At 38.0% G+C, this 20,984-nt stretch carries 19 protein-coding genes, 2 tRNA genes and 1 pseudogene; 19 read left to right on the forward strand and 3 right to left on the reverse strand.

Annotated elements, in window-relative coordinates:
* Positions 1-30 precede the first annotated feature (30 nt).
* Positions 31-474 carry a DUF2507 domain-containing protein gene (locus MKY30_RS17355; protein WP_339286064.1) on the reverse strand — a complete coding sequence of 148 codons (444 nt, stop codon included), beginning with the start codon at positions 472-474 and terminating at the stop codon, positions 31-33.
* 491 nt (positions 475-965) lie between these two features.
* Here MKY30_RS17355 and MKY30_RS17360 point away from each other — a divergent pair, with 491 nt between their 5' ends.
* The 4 genes from MKY30_RS17360 (at position 966) to MKY30_RS17375 (ending at position 4,730) form a co-directional block, all read left to right on the forward strand.
* A complete protein-coding gene (locus tag MKY30_RS17360) occupies positions 966-1,586 on the forward strand; it encodes a succinate dehydrogenase cytochrome b558 subunit (protein WP_147207945.1) in 621 nt (206 codons plus the stop codon).
* A gap of 35 nt (positions 1,587-1,621) precedes the next feature.
* Positions 1,622-3,373, forward strand: a complete 1,752-nt coding sequence (sdhA, locus tag MKY30_RS17365; protein ID WP_339286066.1) for a succinate dehydrogenase flavoprotein subunit — start codon at positions 1,622-1,624, stop codon at positions 3,371-3,373.
* 15 nt (positions 3,374-3,388) lie between these two features.
* Positions 3,389-4,153 carry a succinate dehydrogenase iron-sulfur subunit gene (gene sdhB / locus MKY30_RS17370; protein WP_147207943.1) on the forward strand — a complete coding sequence of 255 codons (765 nt, stop codon included), beginning with the start codon at positions 3,389-3,391 and terminating at the stop codon, positions 4,151-4,153.
* Positions 4,154-4,289: 136 nt separating this feature from the next.
* Positions 4,290-4,730 (forward strand): acyl-CoA thioesterase, encoded by a 441-nt coding sequence (locus MKY30_RS17375; RefSeq protein ID WP_147207942.1) that lies wholly within the window; start codon positions 4,290-4,292, stop codon positions 4,728-4,730.
* Positions 4,731-5,214: 484 nt separating this feature from the next.
* On the opposite strand, the gene MKY30_RS17380 is transcribed toward MKY30_RS17375, so the two are convergent.
* Positions 5,215-5,439: a helix-turn-helix domain-containing protein gene (locus MKY30_RS17380; RefSeq protein WP_040981732.1), complete on the reverse strand. Its 225-nt coding sequence runs from the start codon at positions 5,437-5,439 to the stop codon at positions 5,215-5,217.
* Between the two features lie 493 nt (positions 5,440-5,932).
* Here MKY30_RS17380 and MKY30_RS17385 point away from each other — a divergent pair, with 493 nt between their 5' ends.
* From MKY30_RS17385 to yihA, 15 genes and pseudogenes are all read left to right on the forward strand, one after another.
* A complete protein-coding gene (locus MKY30_RS17385; protein WP_186813517.1) occupies positions 5,933-6,349 on the forward strand; it encodes a MarR family winged helix-turn-helix transcriptional regulator in 417 nt (138 codons plus the stop codon).
* A 25-nt stretch (positions 6,350-6,374) separates the two neighbouring features.
* The gene (racE, locus tag MKY30_RS17390) at positions 6,375-7,190 is read left to right on the forward strand and encodes a glutamate racemase (protein ID WP_339286068.1); all 816 of its coding nucleotides are present in this window, start codon (positions 6,375-6,377) and stop codon (positions 7,188-7,190) included.
* 374 nt (positions 7,191-7,564) lie between these two features.
* The gene (locus MKY30_RS17395; RefSeq protein WP_156985413.1) at positions 7,565-8,623 is read left to right on the forward strand and encodes a GerMN domain-containing protein; all 1,059 of its coding nucleotides are present in this window, start codon (positions 7,565-7,567) and stop codon (positions 8,621-8,623) included.
* 183 nt (positions 8,624-8,806) lie between these two features.
* The gene (gene rph / locus MKY30_RS17400; RefSeq protein ID WP_339286071.1) at positions 8,807-9,553 is read left to right on the forward strand and encodes a ribonuclease PH; all 747 of its coding nucleotides are present in this window, start codon (positions 8,807-8,809) and stop codon (positions 9,551-9,553) included.
* A 21-nt stretch (positions 9,554-9,574) separates the two neighbouring features.
* On the forward strand, positions 9,575-10,168 hold the full coding sequence (locus tag MKY30_RS17405) for an XTP/dITP diphosphatase (RefSeq protein WP_339286072.1): 594 nt from the start codon (positions 9,575-9,577) through the stop codon (positions 10,166-10,168).
* A 24-nt stretch (positions 10,169-10,192) separates the two neighbouring features.
* The gene (locus MKY30_RS17410; RefSeq protein WP_147207937.1) at positions 10,193-10,702 is read left to right on the forward strand and encodes a metallophosphoesterase; all 510 of its coding nucleotides are present in this window, start codon (positions 10,193-10,195) and stop codon (positions 10,700-10,702) included.
* Between the two features lie 237 nt (positions 10,703-10,939).
* Positions 10,940-11,013 (forward strand) — tRNA-Gly (locus tag MKY30_RS17415).
* 4 nt (positions 11,014-11,017) lie between these two features.
* A tRNA-Arg gene (locus MKY30_RS17420) sits at positions 11,018-11,091 on the forward strand.
* 573 nt (positions 11,092-11,664) lie between these two features.
* Positions 11,665-12,639 carry a tetratricopeptide repeat protein gene (locus MKY30_RS17425; RefSeq protein ID WP_339286074.1) on the forward strand — a complete coding sequence of 325 codons (975 nt, stop codon included), beginning with the start codon at positions 11,665-11,667 and terminating at the stop codon, positions 12,637-12,639.
* Between the two features lie 119 nt (positions 12,640-12,758).
* The gene (gene tig / locus MKY30_RS17430; RefSeq protein WP_147207932.1) at positions 12,759-14,045 is read left to right on the forward strand and encodes a trigger factor; all 1,287 of its coding nucleotides are present in this window, start codon (positions 12,759-12,761) and stop codon (positions 14,043-14,045) included.
* 394 nt (positions 14,046-14,439) lie between these two features.
* A pseudogene (locus tag MKY30_RS17435) lies at positions 14,440-14,523 on the forward strand (ClpX C4-type zinc finger protein); the annotation flags it as partial.
* The gene (gene clpX / locus MKY30_RS17440; RefSeq protein ID WP_147207931.1) at positions 14,523-15,800 is read left to right on the forward strand and encodes an ATP-dependent protease ATP-binding subunit ClpX; all 1,278 of its coding nucleotides are present in this window, start codon (positions 14,523-14,525) and stop codon (positions 15,798-15,800) included. The pseudogene MKY30_RS17435 and the gene clpX, both read left to right, overlap by 1 nt.
* 230 nt (positions 15,801-16,030) lie before the next feature.
* A complete protein-coding gene (locus tag MKY30_RS17445; RefSeq protein WP_339233414.1) occupies positions 16,031-17,236 on the forward strand; it encodes an ISL3 family transposase in 1,206 nt (401 codons plus the stop codon).
* Between the two features lie 182 nt (positions 17,237-17,418).
* Positions 17,419-19,743, forward strand: a complete 2,325-nt coding sequence (gene lon / locus MKY30_RS17450) for an endopeptidase La (protein WP_339286077.1) — start codon at positions 17,419-17,421, stop codon at positions 19,741-19,743.
* A 1-nt stretch (position 19,744) separates the two neighbouring features.
* Positions 19,745-20,326 carry a ribosome biogenesis GTP-binding protein YihA/YsxC gene (yihA, locus tag MKY30_RS17455; protein WP_156985405.1) on the forward strand — a complete coding sequence of 194 codons (582 nt, stop codon included), beginning with the start codon at positions 19,745-19,747 and terminating at the stop codon, positions 20,324-20,326.
* A 62-nt stretch (positions 20,327-20,388) separates the two neighbouring features.
* Here yihA and MKY30_RS17460 read toward each other — a convergent pair whose 3' ends face one another.
* The gene (locus tag MKY30_RS17460) at positions 20,389-20,868 is read right to left on the reverse strand and encodes a LiaI-LiaF-like domain-containing protein (RefSeq protein WP_147207928.1); all 480 of its coding nucleotides are present in this window, start codon (positions 20,866-20,868) and stop codon (positions 20,389-20,391) included.
* Positions 20,869-20,984: the final 116 nt, after the last annotated feature.

The following is a 20,984-nucleotide window of genomic DNA, read 5'->3' on the forward strand; positions in this document are numbered from 1 at the left end:
GCATCTTTCAGTATAACTTTAAAAAAGATGTCAATCTTGTATATAAACTGTAAACTCAATTTGCTTCAGGCGGTGGTGTACAGATTCAAGGCATTCACAGTCCACACCTTCTAATTGTTGAAGCACTTCTGCTATTATTCCAGCTTCTAATCGAAAATCGGTTTCAATCTTTGAGTTTAGTTTAGTTACAATAGCATCGGACAAAAGATAAAATGTTTTTACTTTCTTCTTATCTTTTACGAGATCTAATGATCCCAAACCCATTTTTTCAAAAAATAAACTTAAATCTTCCAAACTGCTAAATTCGAATTTGCGAGCTAAATTCCTTCCTAAAAAATAAAGCAGTGTTTCTTTTTCTTCTCCAAACAGCTCTGGTAAGCCAATATAGCGTAAAATATCATATCCCGCACCATCGCTATGTAATTTTTCTAATTCATTTACATCTAATTTTTGATTACCGTCGTACTTTGGCACCACTTTCATCCTTTCCTACACGTCTCGTTCATGTTAAATGTCTAAGGTTATTATCTATTGCCGTCTATTAATTAGCAAGTATTGATACTAAAATTTTTAATATTTTCTGAGGATGTTTGATAGACTATCCTCTCCTGTAGTCACAAGTGAACTTAATTACCTCTATTATAATAACATTACCTGTGCTTTTTCTAAATCTTTTTCTAGGAATCATGTATCTTTCATTTCATTCCTGTATAAAAAATAGTATTTTTTCCTTTAGCAGCAGCGATATCATGATTATGTTTTTGTTATTAATGTTATTTCGATTAATAGTGCTTTGCTTTCTTTAAGAAGGTGGTTGGGAATTCTTGACGCTTTACCCTGTAAGAAGTACAATAATAGATGTTATTGGCTGTACTGTAAAAAATCATTTTTTTGCTTTCTTGTAAAGCGCTTTATTTTTTATAGTATACATATATTAAGGTATTAAGTTTTAAAGGGGGGTAAACATGGCAGAGCAGCGCGAGTTCTTCTTTAGAAGACTACATTCGCTACTGGGAGTTGTGCCGATTGGTATTTTCCTGGTACAACATCTTTTCATCAATCATCTTGCTGTGTATGGGGAAGAAGCGTTTAATGCGGCAGCTGGTATTATGCATCAATTACCATTTGTATTGGTATTGGAGACACTGGTAATCTATCTACCTATCTTGTTCCATGCAATTCTGGGTGTTTATATTGTTTTTACATCTAGATACAGCACACGCCGTTATGGTTTTTTCCGTAACTGGATGTTCGCATTACAGCGGTTTACTGGTATTGTACTTGTTATCTTCATTGCATGGCACGTATTTGAAACAAGAGTTCAGGTTGGTTTAGGAAATGTAGATGTAAACTATAGCCTTATGGAAGGCATTCTGTCCAGCACACCGATGTTTTGGTTCTATGTGGTCGGAGTACTTTCGGCTGTATTCCATTTCGCAAATGGATTATGGAGCTTCCTGGTAACATGGGGAATTACACAAACACCAAAATCACAGCGCATTTCCACGTATGTGTGTCTGATTGTATTCTTAGCAGTCGGTTATTTAGGTATAAGATCATTACTTGCATTCGCATATGGTATTTAAAAGGTAATGAAATGAAAGAAGGAGTGAGCTAACGAATGAGTAATCGAAAAGTTGCTGTTGTCGGCGGCGGTTTAGCCGGTTTAATGGCTACCATCAAAGCTGCTGAAGCAGGCGTCAGTGTAGACTTATTTTCTATTGTTCCAGTAAAACGCTCTCACTCTGTATGTGCACAAGGCGGTATAAATGGAGCTGTTAATACAAAAGGAGAAGGAGATTCTCCTGATCTGCATTTTGACGATACAGTTTATGGGGGAGATTTTCTCGCCAATCAACCGCAGGTAAAAGCAATGTGTGATGCTGCACCCGGTATTATACATATGTTTGACCGTATGGGAGTTATGTTTAACCGTACACCGGAAGGATTATTAGATTTCCGACGTTTTGGCGGTACTCAGATGCACCGTACTGCATATGCAGGAGCGACAACAGGGCAGCAATTATTATATGCATTAGATGAGCAGGTCCGCCGCTATGAGGTTGAAGGACTTGTAACTAAGTTTGAGGGCTGGGAATTCCTTGAAGCTGTTATTGACGATAACGGTGTTGGTAAAGGGATTGTGGCTCAAAATGTAAAAACACATGAAATTAAAGCATTTCGTTCAGATGCAACAATTTTTGCGACAGGAGGACCTGGAATCATCTTTGGTAAATCTACCAACTCTATGATTAATACAGGTTCTGCAGCAAGTAAGCTCTATTTGCAGGGGGCAAAATATGCAAATGGAGAATTTATTCAAATTCATCCGACAGCTATTCCCGGAGATGATAAACTGCGGTTAATGAGTGAATCAGCGCGTGGGGAAGGCGGGCGTGTCTGGACGTATAAAGATGGAGAGCCTTGGTACTTTTTAGAAGAGAAATATCCGGCATATGGAAATCTTGTGCCACGGGATATCGCAACCCGTGAAATTTTTGATGTCTGTGTAAATCAAAAACTGGGTATCAATGGAGAAAACATGGTTTATCTTGATTTATCTCATAAAGATGCGAAAGAGCTGGATATTAAGCTTGGAGGTATTATTGAGATTTATGAGAAATTTGTCGGGGAGGATCCTCGTAAGGTTCCAATGAAAATATTCCCTGCTGTTCACTATTCTATGGGCGGTTTATGGGTTGATGAAAAACAGATGACAAGTATCCCTGGAATTTTTGCTGCTGGCGAATGTGACTATTCTCAGCATGGTGGAAATCGTTTAGGCGCGAATTCTTTGTTATCTGCAATCTATGGCGGTATGGTGGCCGGACCTAATGCTATTGAATATATTGAAGGTTTGGATGAACATGTGGAGGAGCTTCCAGATGAACTCTATCAATCTCGTGAAGAAGCAGAACAGAATGATTTTGATAAGCTTATGAATATGCAGGGAACTGAAAATGCATATCAAATCCATAAAGAACTTGGAGAATGGATGACAGATAACGTAACAGTTGTTCGTGAAAATGAAAAACTGTTAAAAACAGATAAGAAAATTGTTGAATTGATGGAACGCTGGGAAAATATCAATATTAATGATACATCCCGCTGGAGCAATCAGGGAGTTATGTTTACCCGTCAATTAAAGCATATGCTTCAATTAGCGCGTGTGATTACAATTGGTGCATACAATCGTAATGAAAGCCGAGGAGCACATTATAAACCAGAGTTTCCAGAGCGTAATGATGAGGACTGGCTGAAAACAACCATTGCTGAATATGATGCCCAAAATAATGAGCCGGTATTTAGCTATGAAGAAGTGGATGTTTCCCTGATTCCACCTCGAAAACGAGATTATACAACCAAACATTAGAAAGGAGTAAATGAAATGGCTGAACAAAGTAAAGTTACCTTTATAATAACTAGACAAGACGGCCCGGATGCTGCTCCTTATGAGGAAACATTTGAGATTCCTTACAGGCAGAATATGAATGTTATTTCTGCTTTAATGGAAATCCGAAAAAATCCTGTAAATAGTAAAGGAGAGCAAACTACCCCGGTCATGTGGGATATGAACTGCTTAGAGGAGGTTTGTGGCGCCTGCTCCATGGTTATTAATGGAACGGCAAGACAGTCCTGTGCAGCATTGGTTGATCAGCTGGAGCAGCCAATCCGTTTAGAGCCAATGTCTACATTCCCGATTGTCCGTGATCTTATCGTAGACCGTGAACGCATGTTTGATGCATTAAAACAGGTGAAAGCATGGATTCCGATTGATGGAACGTACGATTTAGGACCTGGGCCAAGAATGCCGGAGAATAAACGTCAATGGGCATATGAATTATCTAAATGTATGACATGCGGCGTTTGCCTGGAAGCTTGTCCGAATGTAAATGACAGCTCGAATTTCATTGGCCCTGCTGCTATTTCGCAGGCACGTTTATTTAACGCTCATCCAACTGGAGAAATGAATGCCAGTGAGCGTCTAAACGGTTTAATGGAAGCTGGAGGAATTGACGGCTGTGGGAACTCTCAAAACTGTGTACAGGTTTGTCCAAAAGGTATCCCTTTGACAACTTCTATCGCAGCAATGAACCGCGCTACAAACATCCAGGCTTTCAAAAACTTCTTTGGAAGTGACACAGCACTTTAATACAAAATAAAGATTAACAACAATAGAAAACCCTAGCCATTCATCTGGTCAGGGTTTTTCTTAAACAAGCAATGAAAGCGCTTTGAAATATCGGTGGACGACGTGTATAAAATATATACAAGGGAGGTAATTATGTATGAGCCGTATCTCTTATATTGAAGATTTTACAACCTGGGAAGAAGGTTTTTCTTTTTATGTGCCGGTATCTGTCCGATTTTCTGAAACAGATATGTATGGTCATGTAAATAATGTTTCCCCATTTATTTATTTTGAAGAAGCACGTATCGCCTATTTAAACAACTTAGGATTTTTATCAAAGGATATGCGGCAGACTGACGGAGTAATTGTCGCTGATTTACAGTGTAATTACCTGAAGGAGCTTTATTTTGGAGACGATATTCAAGTTTATGTTAAAACAGCATCTGTTGGCACTACCTCTTTTGATATTCATTATAAAGTTGTAAAAAAAGAAGAAGTTGTTATGACAGCAAGGGGCAGGCTGGTTTATATTGATACTCAGAAGAAAGCTCCAAAGAAATTGTCGGATGAAATGAAGCAAAAGTTACTTTCAAGGTAGTCGTGCAGAATCATTGATTTATAAAGAAAAAGTCTGAGACAAAAGTGTTTTAATCTAGCGATTTCTGAACATAAATTGTGCGGATATCCATCTCAGAAATATACTTCGCTTTCTAAAGGAATCTACGTATATTTCCTGCGTTCCATTTGTATATCGTTTGATCTCAGGAATTAACATTTCTTTCTGTTTCAATTTTAGAAGACATCCCCGAGATGTCTTTTTTATAATAGGCAAAGTAAATAAAAAAGTCTGAGCTCCCCTTTCCAAAGCTCAGACTTAAACAGCACCTTCATATAGTTTCCATTCTTCCTGTAAGGAATGATGATAAAGAATACGTTTGAATGGTAAGCGCAGATGCCTCGAAATACCAGCAATAAACGTAAGCATTGTATTGAGTTCAAAACAAAATTTAAATAAAAGAAGAAATAAATGTATTTTTGACCTCGAACAATATCCTGTTTATCGCTCTCTCTTTTTCGTTTGATTACAGCTTTAATTCACCCATACGAAGCAATTCGACAACAGCCTGTGAACGGCCCTTTACCCCTAATTTTTGCATCGCGTTCGAAATGTGGTTTCTCACAGTTTTTTCTGAGATGAATAGCTCTTGGGCAATCTCTTTTGTTGTTTTATCTTGTACCAATAGTTCAAACACTTCTTTCTCGCGTTTGGTCAGTAGCTGCTTCGGTTTATACCCATTATCCTTCAAATGTTACCCCCTCCTTGCTTTATAGAACTGCATCATGAAGGGAAATTATTTAGTCGATATAGCTTATGAAGGCTGAAACAAAAGAGTGCGTACATTTTGAAAAGGACATTCAAAATTCTGGCTGGAATAACATATTTGGAAGAGAAGCCTTTTAAAATCTCCCACATCATGTGATAAGTGTAGAAGTCAATGTATCATGTGAAAATTTCATCAGCCTGCATTTTTACTTCTCGGAAAACAAGATATTTGAGATTTTACCCTAGCTAAGATTTCCTAATAAATTTTGAAATATTGCTTCAATGCAATAACATTTGAAGGCTTTTCCCTAAAAAAGTTTTCAAGAACCGTTTTTTAGTTTACTATGGATTACAAGCAGATGTTAAATGCCTCATAACAATCGCTACATAAATTATTGTTAAAAATTTTAGTGGATTTTTTAATTTTAGGGGGTACCATATTGGAAAAAAACCAAGAAGTAGAAGCAGTTAATAAAATGGAAAAAAAATTAAGATATATTTCTGGTATGATTAAACAAAACGGCCGGAAAATTTTACATCATTATCCGATTACCTCACCACAGTTTATTGCTTTACAATGGCTGCTGGAAGAAGGGGATCTGACAGTTGGTGAATTATCTAACCGTATTAGCCATGCATTTAGTACTACCACAGATTTAGTCGATCGTTTAGAGAAGAATGAACTGGTTGAGCGTGTTCGCGATACGAATGATCGTCGTGTTGTGCGAATTCATCTTCTGGAAAAAGGAAAGCACATTATTGAAGAAGTAATCCAAAAACGGCAAGAATACTTACGAGACGTTTTATCTCAATTCTCGGATGAGCAGAAAGAAACCTTAAATGAATTATTAAGCTTCCTGCATGATGAGATGAAACAGGTGAATGAAAAGTAGAGAAGGAAAAAAGGGAGAGAGAATTTTGAAACAGCCAATTGGTGTAATTGATTCTGGAGTGGGCGGGTTGACTGTCGTTCATGAATTAATGAGACAGCTTCCTAAAGAACCGCTTATTTACTTAGGAGATACAGCGAGATGCCCATATGGGCCAAGAACAGAAGAAGAAGTAAAACAATTTACTTGGGAAATGGTCCGCTTTTTACTTGGGAAAAATATAAAAATGCTCGTGATTGCCTGTAATACAGCAACGGCATTTACAATAAAGGACTTACAAAAGGAATTGGATATCCCTGTTATTGGCGTTATTAAGCCTGGTGCGAGGGCTGCAATTAAGTCAACTGAGAATAACTATATCGGGGTTATTGGAACAGAGGGAACTGTACGGAGCGGTGCATATAGCTACGCACTTCGTAAAATTAAATCCGATATTGAAGTTATTTCTTTAGCTTGCCCTTCATTTGTGCCGATGGTAGAAAAAGGGGTATTAGATGGACCAGAAGCCAAACAAGTAGTAGAAACTGCCTTAGCACCAATTTTAGAGCATGATAAGATGGATACACTAATTTTAGGCTGCACGCATTATCCTTTGTTAAAGGATACCATTCAGGAGGTTGTCGGTAAGAAGATTATCGTTATTTCTTCGAGTGAAGAGACAGCAAGGGAAACGAGTACAACATTGGACATTCATCAAATTGCAAATCATGATGACCACATGCCTCCGCACCAATTTTATGCCACTGGAGATTTGGATATTTTTATTGAAATTACCGAAAAAATATTTAAGGATAGTAATTTTGAAGTTCTTACGATTAAGCATGCTGACTTACAAAATATTTAGAGATAGAGCACCTGTACGATGGTTGAAAAGTTTATTTTCTCAGCATTGTACAAGTGTTTTTTATATGGATAAAAACTTTATGTAAGAAAGTAGCTTTGACCGATAAATTCGATTTAAACAATGCACAGGTTATGGATCATGTGGAAAGTTTGTTTTTTGTGTATCCACAATTATTCTTGTCTCATTTGAAAGAAATATAATCTGTTTAGGAGAAAATGGTCACCTGATCTTTTGATTAACTCAAACTAGGATTCAATACTCAAAAAGTCAATCTTTTAAATCAAGTTTTGTTTTAGAAACTATCGAATTCATGGTCTATTTCTAAAGGTGGGCTCGTATAAATAATAGTACAAACCATCTTGGGAGGTAGTTGCATGAGTAAAAAGTTAATCCAATTAATAGGAGCTTTTGGAATATTAGTCTTACTGGCAGGATGCTTTAATGGAGAGCAGTCATCAAAAGAGGTAGATCCTCCACAAAATGCAGAAGCAGTAAATGGTGAAGAGACAGTGGATGGGGAAGATGCTGCAGCTACCCCTGATGAAGTGGAGGATACTGTTTCAAGAGAGCTGTATTTAATTGATTCGAATGGTATGGTTGCTTCTCAGACTGTTGAACTTCCAGTTCCTGAAGCTAATCAAGTGGCACAGCAGGTTATTGAATATCTGGTTAAAGGCGGTCCAATAACACCAATGCTGCCGAACGGCTTCCAGGCCGTACTTCCAGAAGATACAGAAGTACTTGGTTTGGATCTACAGGAGGATGGAACGATTGTTGTTGACTTATCTGGAGAGTTTTCGGAATATGAAGCATCCTCTGAGCTTCCAATTATAGAAGCCGTTACGTATACCTTAACGCAATTTGATAATGTTCACAAAGTCAAGCTCCGGGTAGAAGGTGAGGACTTAGCAGAAATGCCTGTTAACGGTACGCCGCTCAATAATGGATATACACGGGCAAATGGAATTAATCTGATAAACAATGATACATTAGATTATTTCAGCAGCAATCCTGTCACTATGTTTTATCCAGTAGAAAAAGAAAATAACCGTTATTATGTTCCTGTAACACAATATGTAACGATGGATGATGAAAATGATTTAGCAGGTATTGTTAATGAACTGATAGAGGGCCCAGGTTATCAAAACAATGTTCTCAATGTATTTAATCCGGAAGCAGCATTAGCCGCAGAACCAGTTGTAGAAGAAGGAGTAGCTAATTTGATTTTCAATGAGGGCATCCTGATGGATCAGGAACAGCATATAATCTCTGATGAAGTAATGGAGACAATAGTGAGAACCTTGACATCTCAGCCGAATGTAGATGCAGTAAATGTCCAGGTTGAAAATGTGGATGAAGTATTCAATGAAAATGGAGAGCCGTATTCTGAACCGGTATCTGCACAATTTTTCACTCCAAGCGAAGAATTATAATGATATGAAAATATTGTACAGAGCACCTGAAGAGTGTGTTTAACCACTCTTTAGATGCTCTTTTTTTGTTTGCTGACAAAATCCTGTTATGAGATTGATTTTTCACTGCATCTTCCATCTTCCTCATGTTTCTTTTTTAGAAAATATGATAAGCTATGTAATGTGAAATAAGGAGGAAGACAAATGGGAAGACATGATAATAGAAAACAAAATGAACTGCGGTCCATTCAAATAACACCCGGTTATATTACGCATCCGGAAGGCTCTGTATTAATTGAGATGGGTCAGACAAAGGTTATTTGTAATGCGAGTATTGAAGATAGAGTGCCACCATTTATGAGAGGGCAGGGGAAAGGATGGATCACTGCAGAATATGCAATGCTGCCGCGGGCAACAGAACAGCGGAATATCCGTGAGTCTTCAAAAGGGAAAGTAAGCGGAAGAACGATGGAGATCCAGCGCCTGATTGGACGTGCATTACGTTCTGTCGTCGATCTTTCAAAAATTGGAGAACGGACAATTTGGATCGATTGCGATGTTATTCAAGCAGATGGAGGCACTAGAACGGCTTCTATCACGGGTGCATATGTAGCTATGGTAATTGCACTTCATCAGCTTGTAGAAAAGAAAGTACTTAAGGAACTTCCAGTAAGAGATTTCTTGGCTGCTATTTCTGTTGGTGTATTACCTGACGGACAAGAAGTACTCGATTTGAATTATCAGGAAGACAGTACAGCAAATGTAGATATGAATATTGTCATGACTGGACAAGGTGAATTTGTAGAGCTTCAGGGAACAGGAGAAGAAGCTACTTTCAGCGTGCAGCAATTACAAGCAATGCTGACCTTGGGCGAACAAGGTATCCAGGAGTTAATCAATCAGCAGAAACAAATACTTGGCTCTATCGCAGATTTAGTTAATCAAGAATAATTTCATTGGGGGATGGACACCATGAAGAAGGTTATTATTGCGACCAAAAATAAAGGGAAGGCAAAGGAATTTAAAGCATTTTTTGCCCCTTACAAAATAGAGGCTGTTTCCCTGCTTGATTTAGAAGAGGAAGTTCCTGATATTGAAGAAACAGGAGAAAGCTTCGTAGAAAATGCAGCTTTAAAAGCAGAAGAGATTTCAAGCCGATTTCAACAGCCGGTGCTTGCAGACGATTCGGGCCTGATAATCGATAGCCTGGAGGGAAGACCGGGTATTTATTCTGCGCGATATGCAGGGGAGCCGACAAATGATCGAGCAAATATAGATAAAGTTCTGGAGGAAATGAAACAGATACCTTTAGAAGAACGGAGTGCCCGCTTCGTATGTGTTTTGGCGATCGCCCGTCCTGATGAAGAGACAATATTTGTAACGGGTTATTGCGAAGGACATATTAAAACGGAACAGTGTGGAGAGAACGGTTTTGGCTATGATCCTATTTTTATACCAAAAGGATATACAGAAACAATGGCCCAGCTTGATCCATCTGAAAAAAATCAAATAAGCCACCGGAAACAGGCGATGAAGCAATTGGAAAAAAGAATACACTTGCTATAAATAAATATATTGAGGAGGGGTATGATGACAAGCGTTCTAATTACAAGTGACAGTCATGGGCTGACAAAAGAACTGGAAGAAATGAAGGAAAAACATACTGTGGACTTATACATCCATTGTGGGGATTCAGAGCTGGATTTTGATGCTGCTGAGTTAAGTCCTTTTTATAAAGTTGGCGGAAATTGTGATTTTGATTCGCTATACCCAGATCAGGAAGTACTGGACTTAAATGGTATTCGCTTCTTTGTAACTCATGGTCACCTCCATCAGGTAAAAGGAAATTTAACAAACCTGTCTTATGCAGCGGAAGAACATCGAGCAAATGTTGTATGCTTTGGACATACACATATTGCTGGTGCTGAAAAAATAGGGAATCAATTATTTATCAATCCAGGCAGCATCCGTATGCCCAGGAATCGTGTTGAAAAAACATATGCTATTCTAAGCTGGGAAAATACTGACCAAGTACAAGTCGACTTTTACACTTTAAAAGATGGAAAGGTAAAAGATATGACTTACCAAACTTCTTTGTAGAATCAGATTAGAAAAGCAGTTCATTCTTCTGTTGAAAAGAAGATATGAACTGCTTTTCTTCTTTAAATCAACGTTGTATCTAACGTGTTTTTCCTTTTGTATCAAGGGTTTTTAAGCTATATTATAAAGAATGAAAATAATGTTTAAAAATCTGTTGACAAAAACTTCTATCCAACATATAATATTACTTGTCCGTTAAAAACGGCATACATAAGAAATGCGAGAAATACAGTAGTTGCGGGTGTAGTTTAGTGGTAAAACCTCAGCCTTCCAAGCTGATGATGAGGGTTCGATTCCCTTCACCCGCTCCAGAATGTCCCAGTAGCTCAGCTGGATAGAGCAACAGCCTTCTAAGCTGTGGGTCGCAGGTTCGAATCCTGCCTGGGACGTAAATAAGATAAACGCTCAAACTCTTAATATATGAGGGATTGAGCGTTTTTTTGACGTACTTCCGAAAGAAGCCTCCCTCTTCAAGCGTGTGAAGGGTGTAGTCCAACGGTAAAGGGGAGATGAATTACGATTGGGCAATAGCCCAAAGATCTTTTCTTTTGACTTTTTTCTCAACATGATATAATCAGTCATATAAAATAAAAGGATTAATATTTCAATAAAATTAGACAGTAATAATCACTCCGTATTCTTGATGAGGTATGAATAAGTATAAACAAATCTATGAGCTGAATGCTTGAATCTCTTTTAGATTTCACAGAGTAAATCATTTATTATATGATTAATTATTGTTACTGACAGAAGCTTTCGATAGGATGAATAATTCTTATATCAATTTCAAAGAGAATGCATGGAGATTCCCGTAAAAGCGCGAAGTATTCTCAGGATAAATGCTGGAAGCTAAAATCTTTATTTCAGCTTATACAGTCCCAATAAACGGTTTAAATTTTACTGTATAAGGGAATAAAAGATTTGATGAACATTTTTTGGTAATCCAGAATAGAGGTGAACAAATGAAAGATAGTACAAAGGTAATCTTATTTCCAAACACAAAAAAGCAGCTGGAAGAAGAAGGACTAGATGCTTTAAGAAAAAAGAAATATAAAGAGGCACTCGAGAAATTAAATTGCCTCATTGAATATCATGAAGGAAGTCACGAAATATATATTGGTAAGTTAATGTGCCTGATGGAACTGGGAAGTTATAAAGAAGCTGAACGGCTCAGTGAAGAATTATTGGCAAATAAGGATGCACATTATTATCATTACTTCCATATTTACTTAACCATCCTCTTTCAAACAAGTCAGTATCAACACTTGATGGATTTGCTGGAGGTAGAATTTGAATACGATATGATTCCTGATATGCTTCAGGAGCCTTTTCAGCAGCTGTATGAAATGAGCGAGAACATGAAGATTGGAATTGATGAAGATAATAGCCCCGGTTTTATAGAAGAGCTTAAGGAAGCTGTAAACGGAAATGATTTTTTGAAACAATGGAACCTTATCGAACAGCTTCGGCGAATACATGCTGATCCAAAAGAAGACATTATTCAGCTGCTTGAAAACGAACAAGTTCATCCTGTTATAAAAACGGCACTATTAGAATGGTTCAGAGAAGCTGGTATAGAGAAGTCAGTTCATATACATAAGTTTGATACAAAGATGATGGTTCAGCCATCTAAACTGATTCAAATCTCTGAGGAGAACAGCTACATAGCTATAATGAGAGAATTAGAAAATCGGACGGTAGATAATCCTACTTTATTCAATTTACTTCAGCAGCTCATATACCGCTACTTTTATGTAACCTATCCATTCATACCTTCAGAAAATGATGTGGCTTCTATTACGGAGGCGATTCATACACTTGGGAACGATTATTTACAGGCAGATACCCGGCTGGAGGAGCTGGACACAGCTGCCCAATCATGGGTAGAATCTATAAAAATTTGTAATTCCCTTTATCTAAGTATTATTGAAGAGTAGTAAAATGCTTGAAACACATAAGATATATGTTATAATGAGGTGGTTGTAAATTAGGAAAAAACTATTGATCAAATGAATAATGAAATGCAATGATAGATTTGATTTTGGAGGGAATAATAATGACAACAAAATGGGAAAAACAAGAAGGCAACAAAGGTGTATTAACGTTTGAAGTTTCGTCTGAAGAATTTGACCAGGCGTTAGATCAAGCATTTAAAAAAGTATCAAAGGATGTACAAGTTCCAGGATTCCGTAAAGGGAAGATTCCCCGCGGTATTTTTGAAAAACGCTTTGGTGTAGAATCTCTATATCAAGATGCCGTAGATATTGTACTTCCAGGTGCTTATTCTAAAGCAGTTGATGAAGCTGAGATTTTCCCAATTGCACAACCATCTATTGATATTGACCAAATTGAAAAAGGACAGCCGCTTGTTTTCACTGCTGAAGTAGAAGTGAAACCGGAAGTGAAGCTTGGTGAATACAAAGGATTAGAAGTAGAAGAAAAATCTGTAGAAGTAACAGATGAAGATGTTGAGCAGGAAATTGAAAATCTTCGTGAACGTCATGCAGAATTAGTTGTGAAAGAAGATAGTGCAATTGAAAACGGTGATACAGCAGTAATTGATTTTGAAGGCTTTAAAGACGGAGAAGCTTTTGAAGGCGGACAAGGTGAAAATCATTCACTTGAAATTGGTTCAGGTCAATTTATCCCTGGATTTGAAGAGCAATTAATTGGCAAAAAAGCAGGCGATGAAACAGAAGTAAAAGTAACTTTCCCTGAAGAATACCATGCAGAAGATTTAGCTGGTCAAGAAGCAGTATTCAAAGTGAAAATTCATGAAGTAAAAGCAAAAGAATTGCCAGAGCTTGACGATGAATTTGCAAAAGATGTAGATGAAGATGTGGAAACACTTGATGAATTAAAAGCAAAAAAACGTGAAGAGCTCGAAACAAACAAAAAGCAGCAGGCTGAAAATGAAAAACGTGAAGAGCTGCTTCAACAAGCTTCAGACAATATTGAAGTAGAAGTTCCTGAAGCTATGGTAGATACAGAAGTAAATCAAATGGTTCGTGAATTCGAACAGCAGCTTCAAATGCAGGGTATGACTTTAGAAATGTACAGCCAATTTTCAGGGCAAGATGAGGATGCACTAAAAGAACAAATGCGTGCTGATGCCGAAAAACGCGTTAAAACAAATCTTACTTTAGAAGCAATTGCGGAAGCAGAAGATCTTAAAGCTTCTGAAGAAGATATTGATGCGGAACTTGAGAAGATGGGTTCTATGTATGGAGTTGAAAAAGAGCAGCTTGTTCAAATGCTTGGCGGTTCAACAGAAACGTTGGAAAATGATTTGAAAATGCGTGCGGCAATTGACTTCTTAGCAGAAAACAGCAAAACAAAATAAAGTGTTAAATAAAAAAAGAGGATACAAAAGACAAGGTGCGCCTAAATACGTGCCTTGTCTTTCCTGTTAATTAGGACGCAGTCGAAAAAACAATTTTTTTGTCAAAACTGCATTTTTCTTGCTTGGAAAAGCATACTATACAAATGGAATTGCAAATAGTTGACATTTAAAAGAATTGAGGCATACTGGAATGACAGACTTATCATACAATTGTTTATGGCAAATACAAAAAGTATATTATTTTGTATTTCTATATGTATCTGATATGATAAATTATAAAGCTGGCTGCTAATCTGTAACAGCACATCAAAGGCAATGGAATTGGTTATAGTCGAAAGGTAAGAAACGACAGCCCATGCCCTTTTGTGGGAAGAACCGATAAAAAGTTCAAAAGTTAGTAGCTGGCCCAGACGTTTATATATGTAATGAATGTGATGAGAAAGTCTTGGAGATTGTTGAGGAAGGCGGCGAAAAGTAATGTTTAAATTCAATGAAGAAAAAGGACAATTAAAATGTTCTTTTTGTGGCAAAAGTCAAGAGCAGGTGCGAAAACTGGTAGCTGGTCCTGGCGTTTATATATGTGATGAATGTATTGAACTGTGCACAGAAATTGTTGAGGAAGAGCTAGGTACAGAAGAAGGCATGGAAATGAATGAAATTCCAAAGCCGAAAGAAATTTGTGACACACTTGATGATTATGTAATTGGACAGGATAAGGCTAAAAGAAACCTTTCTGTTGCAGTATATAATCACTACAAACGTGTTAACTCAGGTATGAATAGCGGCGATGTGGAAATTTCCAAAAGTAATATTGCGATGATTGGGCCGACTGGTAGCGGTAAAACATTACTGGCTCAAACATTAGCAAGAATTATTAATGTACCTTTCGCGATGGCAGATGCAACATCATTAACAGAAGCTGGGTATGTAGGGGAAGATGTAGAAAATATTCTTCTTAAGCTGATTCAATCTGCAGACTATGATGTAGAAAAAGCAGAAAAAGGGATTATCTATATTGACGAAATTGATAAGGTAGCCAGAAAATCTGAAAATCCCTCTATTACCAGAGATGTTTCTGGGGAAGGTGTACAGCAGGCCCTTTTAAAAATTCTTGAAGGAACAGTAGCAAGTGTTCCACCTCAAGGCGGACGAAAACATCCGCATCAGGAATTTATTCAAATTGATACAACGAATATTCTATTTATCGTCGGTGGTGCATTTGACGGAATTGATCAGGTGATTAAACGCCGTATCGGTAAAAAGGTTATCGGTTTTGGTGCAAATGAAGAACAGGAAGAGTTAGATACAGCACAATTGCTGTCTAAAGTCCTTCCGGAGGATTTATTGCGCTATGGACTTATTCCAGAGTTTATCGGACGTATACCAGTAATCGGCAGTCTTACTCCGCTGGATGAGGATGCACTAATCGAAATTCTGACGAAGCCAAAGAATGCCTTGGTCAAGCAGTATCAAAAGTTATTTGAAATTGATAATGTAGAGCTTGAGTTTGAGCAGGATGCGCTGGAAGAGATTGCGAAGAAGGCTATTGAACGGAAAACAGGTGCACGTGGACTTCGTTCCATCATTGAAGGAATCATTGTAGATGTCATGTTTGATCTTCCTTCAAGAGAAGACGTAGAAAAGTGTGTGATTACAAAGGATACTGTTATTCAGGAAAATGGCACACCAAAACTTATTTTCCGTGATGGAACGATTCAGGAAGGAAATGAAAAGTTTCCAAAAGAAAGTGCATAAGCATAGTTAAATAAAAAATGCAGATTCTGAGGAGAATCTGCATTTTTTACTCTTTCTTATAGTAAAAAACTTTTCTTATTATTAAATTAGTGTAATAATCAGGCTCTATACTGAATGTGGTGGTGCCCTCCGTTCCATCGCCAGATGGAACGGAGACAAAAAAATACACTCTATTTCCTCTCTCTGGTAACCTTGAGTTGTCGAGACAAAAGGAATGGGAGAGGAAAAGAGTGCATCATCATTTTATCACAGAGTTGTTAGGAATTAAAGATACGCATGTAGATGTGTGGGATATCAGAGAAGAAGAAAGTTATTTTATTGCAGAATTATTCACGAAACAGCGTATGCAGAAATGTCCTTTTTGCCGTAAAAGAACCAAGCGGATACATGGCTATCGTTGGCAAAGCATTCAAGGACCAGCGTTTACAACCAAGGAAGTTCATCTTTCCCTGCGAAAACGACGTTATATTTGCACGTCGTGTCATCACACATTTTATGAGCGTCTACAAATGATTCATCGGTATCAACGTTGTATGGCGAGTGTGCAAACGACAGCGATGATGCATGCAGCGGTGAGTTCCTTTCGTACAGCGGCGCTAGTAACCGGAGTAACAGTGAATCGTGTCTTACGGTGGTTTGATCAGAAGGAGTTAACTACCAGCAAAGTGTTGCCGCGAGTCATTGCGATCGATGAGTTTAAAGGTGACGCGGATGGAGAGAGGTTTCAATTGAATGTGGTCGATGTGGAGAACCGAAGAATTATCGATATCTTGCCAAATCGAAAAGTGGAAACCATTGAAGCGTACTTAAAGTCCTGTGATACAGGTAAAGTAGAAATGGTAGTAATGGATTTATCTCAAGCGTTTAAACAAGCAATTCGAAAAGCACTGGGAAATCCTCTGATTATCGCTGACCGTTTTCACTTTATGCGTCAGGCCTATTGGGCTCTAGATGAGGTCCGCCGTGAAGTTCAAAAGGAGCTGCCCAAGAAAGATCGAATTCGAATGAAACGTTCCAAAAAACTTCTGTGGAAATCATGGACAACCTGTTCAGATGATCAGAAGAAGAAAGTCGAGCAATTATTAAGGATAGATCCCCGCTTAAAGGAAGCTTATGGTTTAAAGCATGAATTGGATACGTGGTTTAAGGAAAGTGATGCGCACAACGCAACTGCTGGATTAGAAGCGTGCCTGGAGAAGTTGAATGCATCCGCGTTAGAGGGATTTCATCGTGTCGCACGTACATTTAAAAGATGGCAACAAGAAATTCTGCATTCTTTTATGTATCCCTTTAATAATGGCTACATAGAAGGCGTTAATAATACGATTAAAGTATTAAAAAGATTATCTTATGGGATTAAACAGTTTGATCGAATGAGAAAGAAAATTCTATGGCAACAAGAGGTAAAGCTTGTCTTAAAGCAAGCTTATAAATAAAGAGGTGGAGGAATGATATTCCACCACCACATTTGACATAGAACCAATAATCATAGATACTTGTATAACTGTTTATACTAAAAGAAAGTATAACGGTGTTTACATTTAGATGATTTTTTTTTACACTGAGAAAGAGCCTTACAAAGAAAAATAAATAATAAAAGAACATAGGGGGTGAATGTATGACAGCAAACTATTTGAAGATGCCGCTGTTGCCTTTACGGGGATTAATCGTATTTCCGTCGATGGTGTTGCACCTTGATGTTGGCAGAGATAAGTCTATTGCTTCTTTAGAACAGGCTATGTTGGCTGATCAGTACATATTTTTAGCTTCACAAAAGAAAATGAATTCAGATGATCCTAATCCTGCAGATATATACAATGTTGGGACAGTGGCAAAGATTAAACAGATTACCAAGCTTCCAAATGGGACACAGAGAGTACTCGTTGAAGGGTTTTACCGGGCTGGAATTGTCCGTTACCTGGAGGAAGAAGAAAACTTTATCGTAGAGGTAGAGGAAAAGGAAGATATTGTAGGAAATGCATTTGAAACAGAAGCTTTAATGCGTACATTACTTGAGCAATTCCAGCAATACATAAAAGTTTCCCGTAAATTAACAGAAGAGACATTTGAAACAGTCGGCGATATTGATAATCCCGGCCGTTTAGCAGATATGATTACTTCACATCTTTCTTTGAAGCTAAATGATAAGCAGGAGATACTAGAAGCTTTTGATGTGATGGAGAGAATACATAAACTCTTAGATATTATTGCTGATGAGCGAAAAATTTTATCCATTGAGAAGAGAATCGGACAAAAGATTAAAACATCGATGGAAAAGACCCAAAAAGAATATTACTTAAGGGAGCAATTAAAAGTTATCCAGAAAGAACTGGGAGACCGTGACGGCAAATCTGGTGATTTAGAGCAGCTTCGGACAAAAATTGAACAATCCGATATGCCTGAAAACATTACCAGTGTTGCGATGAAAGAGCTCGGCCGGTATGAAAGAGTACCGCAATCATCCGCAGAAAGCTCTGTGATCCGAAACTATATTGAATGGCTTGTTGCTCTCCCGTGGCAAACTAAAACAAAAGATAATATTCAAATGAAAAAGGCTGAAAAGGTATTAAATGCTGACCACTATGGTTTAGAAAAAGTGAAGGAACGAATTTTAGAATATTTGGCGGTTCAAAAGCTTACCAACACAATAAAAGGACCTATTCTTTGTTTAGTTGGTCCTCCAGGAGTCGGGAAGACCTCTTTAGCAAAATCAATCGCTAATGCCATTGACCGGAATTTTGTTCGCATTTCTTTAGGCGGAGTTCGGGATGAAGCAGAAATACGCGGCCATCGCCGCACCTATATTGGAGCAATGCCGGGAAGAATTATGCAAGGAATGAGGCGGGCTGCAACGGTCAATCCAGTATTTTTATTAGATGAAATTGAGAAAATGTCAAATGATTTTCGTGGTGACCCATCTTCGGCAATGCTGGAGGTTCTGGATCCGGAGCAAAATCATAACTTCAGTGATCACTATATTGAAGAAACCTATGATTTATCCAATGTATTGTTTATTGCTACAGCAAATAATATAAACAGTATTCCAGAACCGTTGCTTGACCGGATGGAATTAATATCTATCCCGGGCTATACAGAGGTTGAAAAGCTGCATATCGCAAAACGCCATCTCCTGCCGAAACAAATTAAAGAAAACGGACTGACAAAGAGTAAAATTCAAATTCGTGAGTCTGCTATCATGAAATTAATCCGTAGATATACCAGGGAAGCCGGTGTCCGCGGTCTGGAAAGACAGCTTGCGACGTTATGCCGTAAAGCAGCAAAAGAACTCGTCTCAGATGAAAGTAAGGATCGGATTATTGTAACCGAACGTATTGTTGAAGAATATTTAGGCAAGCCAGTATATCGATATGGATTGATTGAAGAAGAAAACCAAATTGGTGCTGCAACGGGGCTTGCATATACAACAGCCGGTGGAGATATTTTATCGATTGAAGTGACACACTATCCAGGGAAAGGTAATTTAAAGCTTACGGGTAAACTTGGAGGCGTTATGCAGGAATCTGCTCAGGCTGCTTTCAGTTATGTAAGGTCTCGTGCAGAACAGTTGAATATTGATTCCGACTTCTATGAAAAATATGATATTCATATCCATGTTCCTGCCGGAGCGACACCGAAAGATGGTCCTTCAGCGGGAATCACCATTGCAACAGCACTTGTATCCTCGCTGACAGGACGTGCTATCCGGAGAGAGGTAGGAATGACTGGTGAAATCACACTTCGGGGGCGCGTTTTGCCTATTGGCGGACTAAAAGAAAAAGCATTAAGTGCGCACAGGGCGGGGCTGAGAACGATTATTTTACCTGAGGATAATGAAAAGGATATAGAAAATATTCCGGAAAGTGTTCGCGAAGGGCTGGAATTTATACCAGTGAAACACTTAGATGAAGTATTAGAAATTGCATTGGTAAAGGAGGAAGAGTAATATGAAGGTTAATCAAGCAGAGATCGTTATCAGTGCAGTCAGTGAGAAACAATATCCACAGGAGCAGTATCCAGAATTTGCACTTGCAGGGCGATCCAATGTTGGGAAGTCTTCCTTAATTAACCGGCTAATTAACCGAAAAAATTTAGCAAGAACTTCTTCCAAACCCGGCAAAACACAAACATTAAATTTCTATCTGATTAATGAGTCCATTTATTTTGTAGATGTTCCAGGCTATGGTTACGCACAGGTGTCCAAGAAGGAACGTGCAAAATGGGGCGGCATGATGGAAGAATATTTTAAAAACAGAGAAACGCTCCGGGCGGTTATTCTGATTACAGATTTGCGCCATGAGCCGACAGAGGATGATATTCAGATGTATGATTATCTGAAATATTTTGGGCTCCCTGTTATCGTAATTGGAACAAAGCTGGATAAAATTCCAAAGACAAGACGGTATAAACATATTAAACGTTCCAAAAAAGTTCTTGAGATGGATCCAGAGGATATTTTTATTCCGTTTTCAGCAGAAACATCAGAAGGCAAAGATGACGTTTGGAGCGCTATCAGATCTTTTATGTAAATGGATAATGGATAAAAATAAAGGATACGGTTATCAGAAGCAAAAGCTTCTGGCCGTATCCTTTATTTACGTTTCAGCATAATAATACCTAATAGAATAAGCAGAACTGGCCAAAAGCGTTCTAATAATAAAATGATGGGCTCTAGCCAGCTTGTATAAATAGAAAGCTGTTCAGCAAAAAGAAACAGCAAACCTGTCAGGATAAAGAAAACACCTGAGAAAAAGCCTTTTTTCGTTTTAGTATAACGAATGATAAAGGCGAGTCCGATAATAATTAAATAAACAGACCAATCGTCTACCCAAAAAGAATAATGCTTTATCCCGTGCAGATGAATTCCAACCCCGAATAATAATGTACCTATAAATAAATTCTGATATGTTCTGGTTGTATAGCTGTGAATAATAACACCAAGGCCAATTACGATTAATAAAGATTGCCATGAATAAAAGTCAACAAAAAATGGAATCCGAAGTTCCCGGAGCAGAAGAAAAATACCCACTCCAATACATAAATAAGCAAGCAATGAATGCTTTCTTTTCATTAAGAAGTTCCCCCTTGTTTCTTGTCTTGCTGTACTCTATAAAAATTCTAATTAACCAGCATGTAAATAAAGCGTGTCCCTTGCTATAAAAAGCCAGTTATGTTACATTACAGTCG

Source organism: Oceanobacillus sp. FSL W8-0428 (assembly GCF_038004405.1).
Taxonomy (GTDB): Bacteria; Bacillota; Bacilli; order Bacillales; family Amphibacillaceae; genus Oceanobacillus; species Oceanobacillus sojae.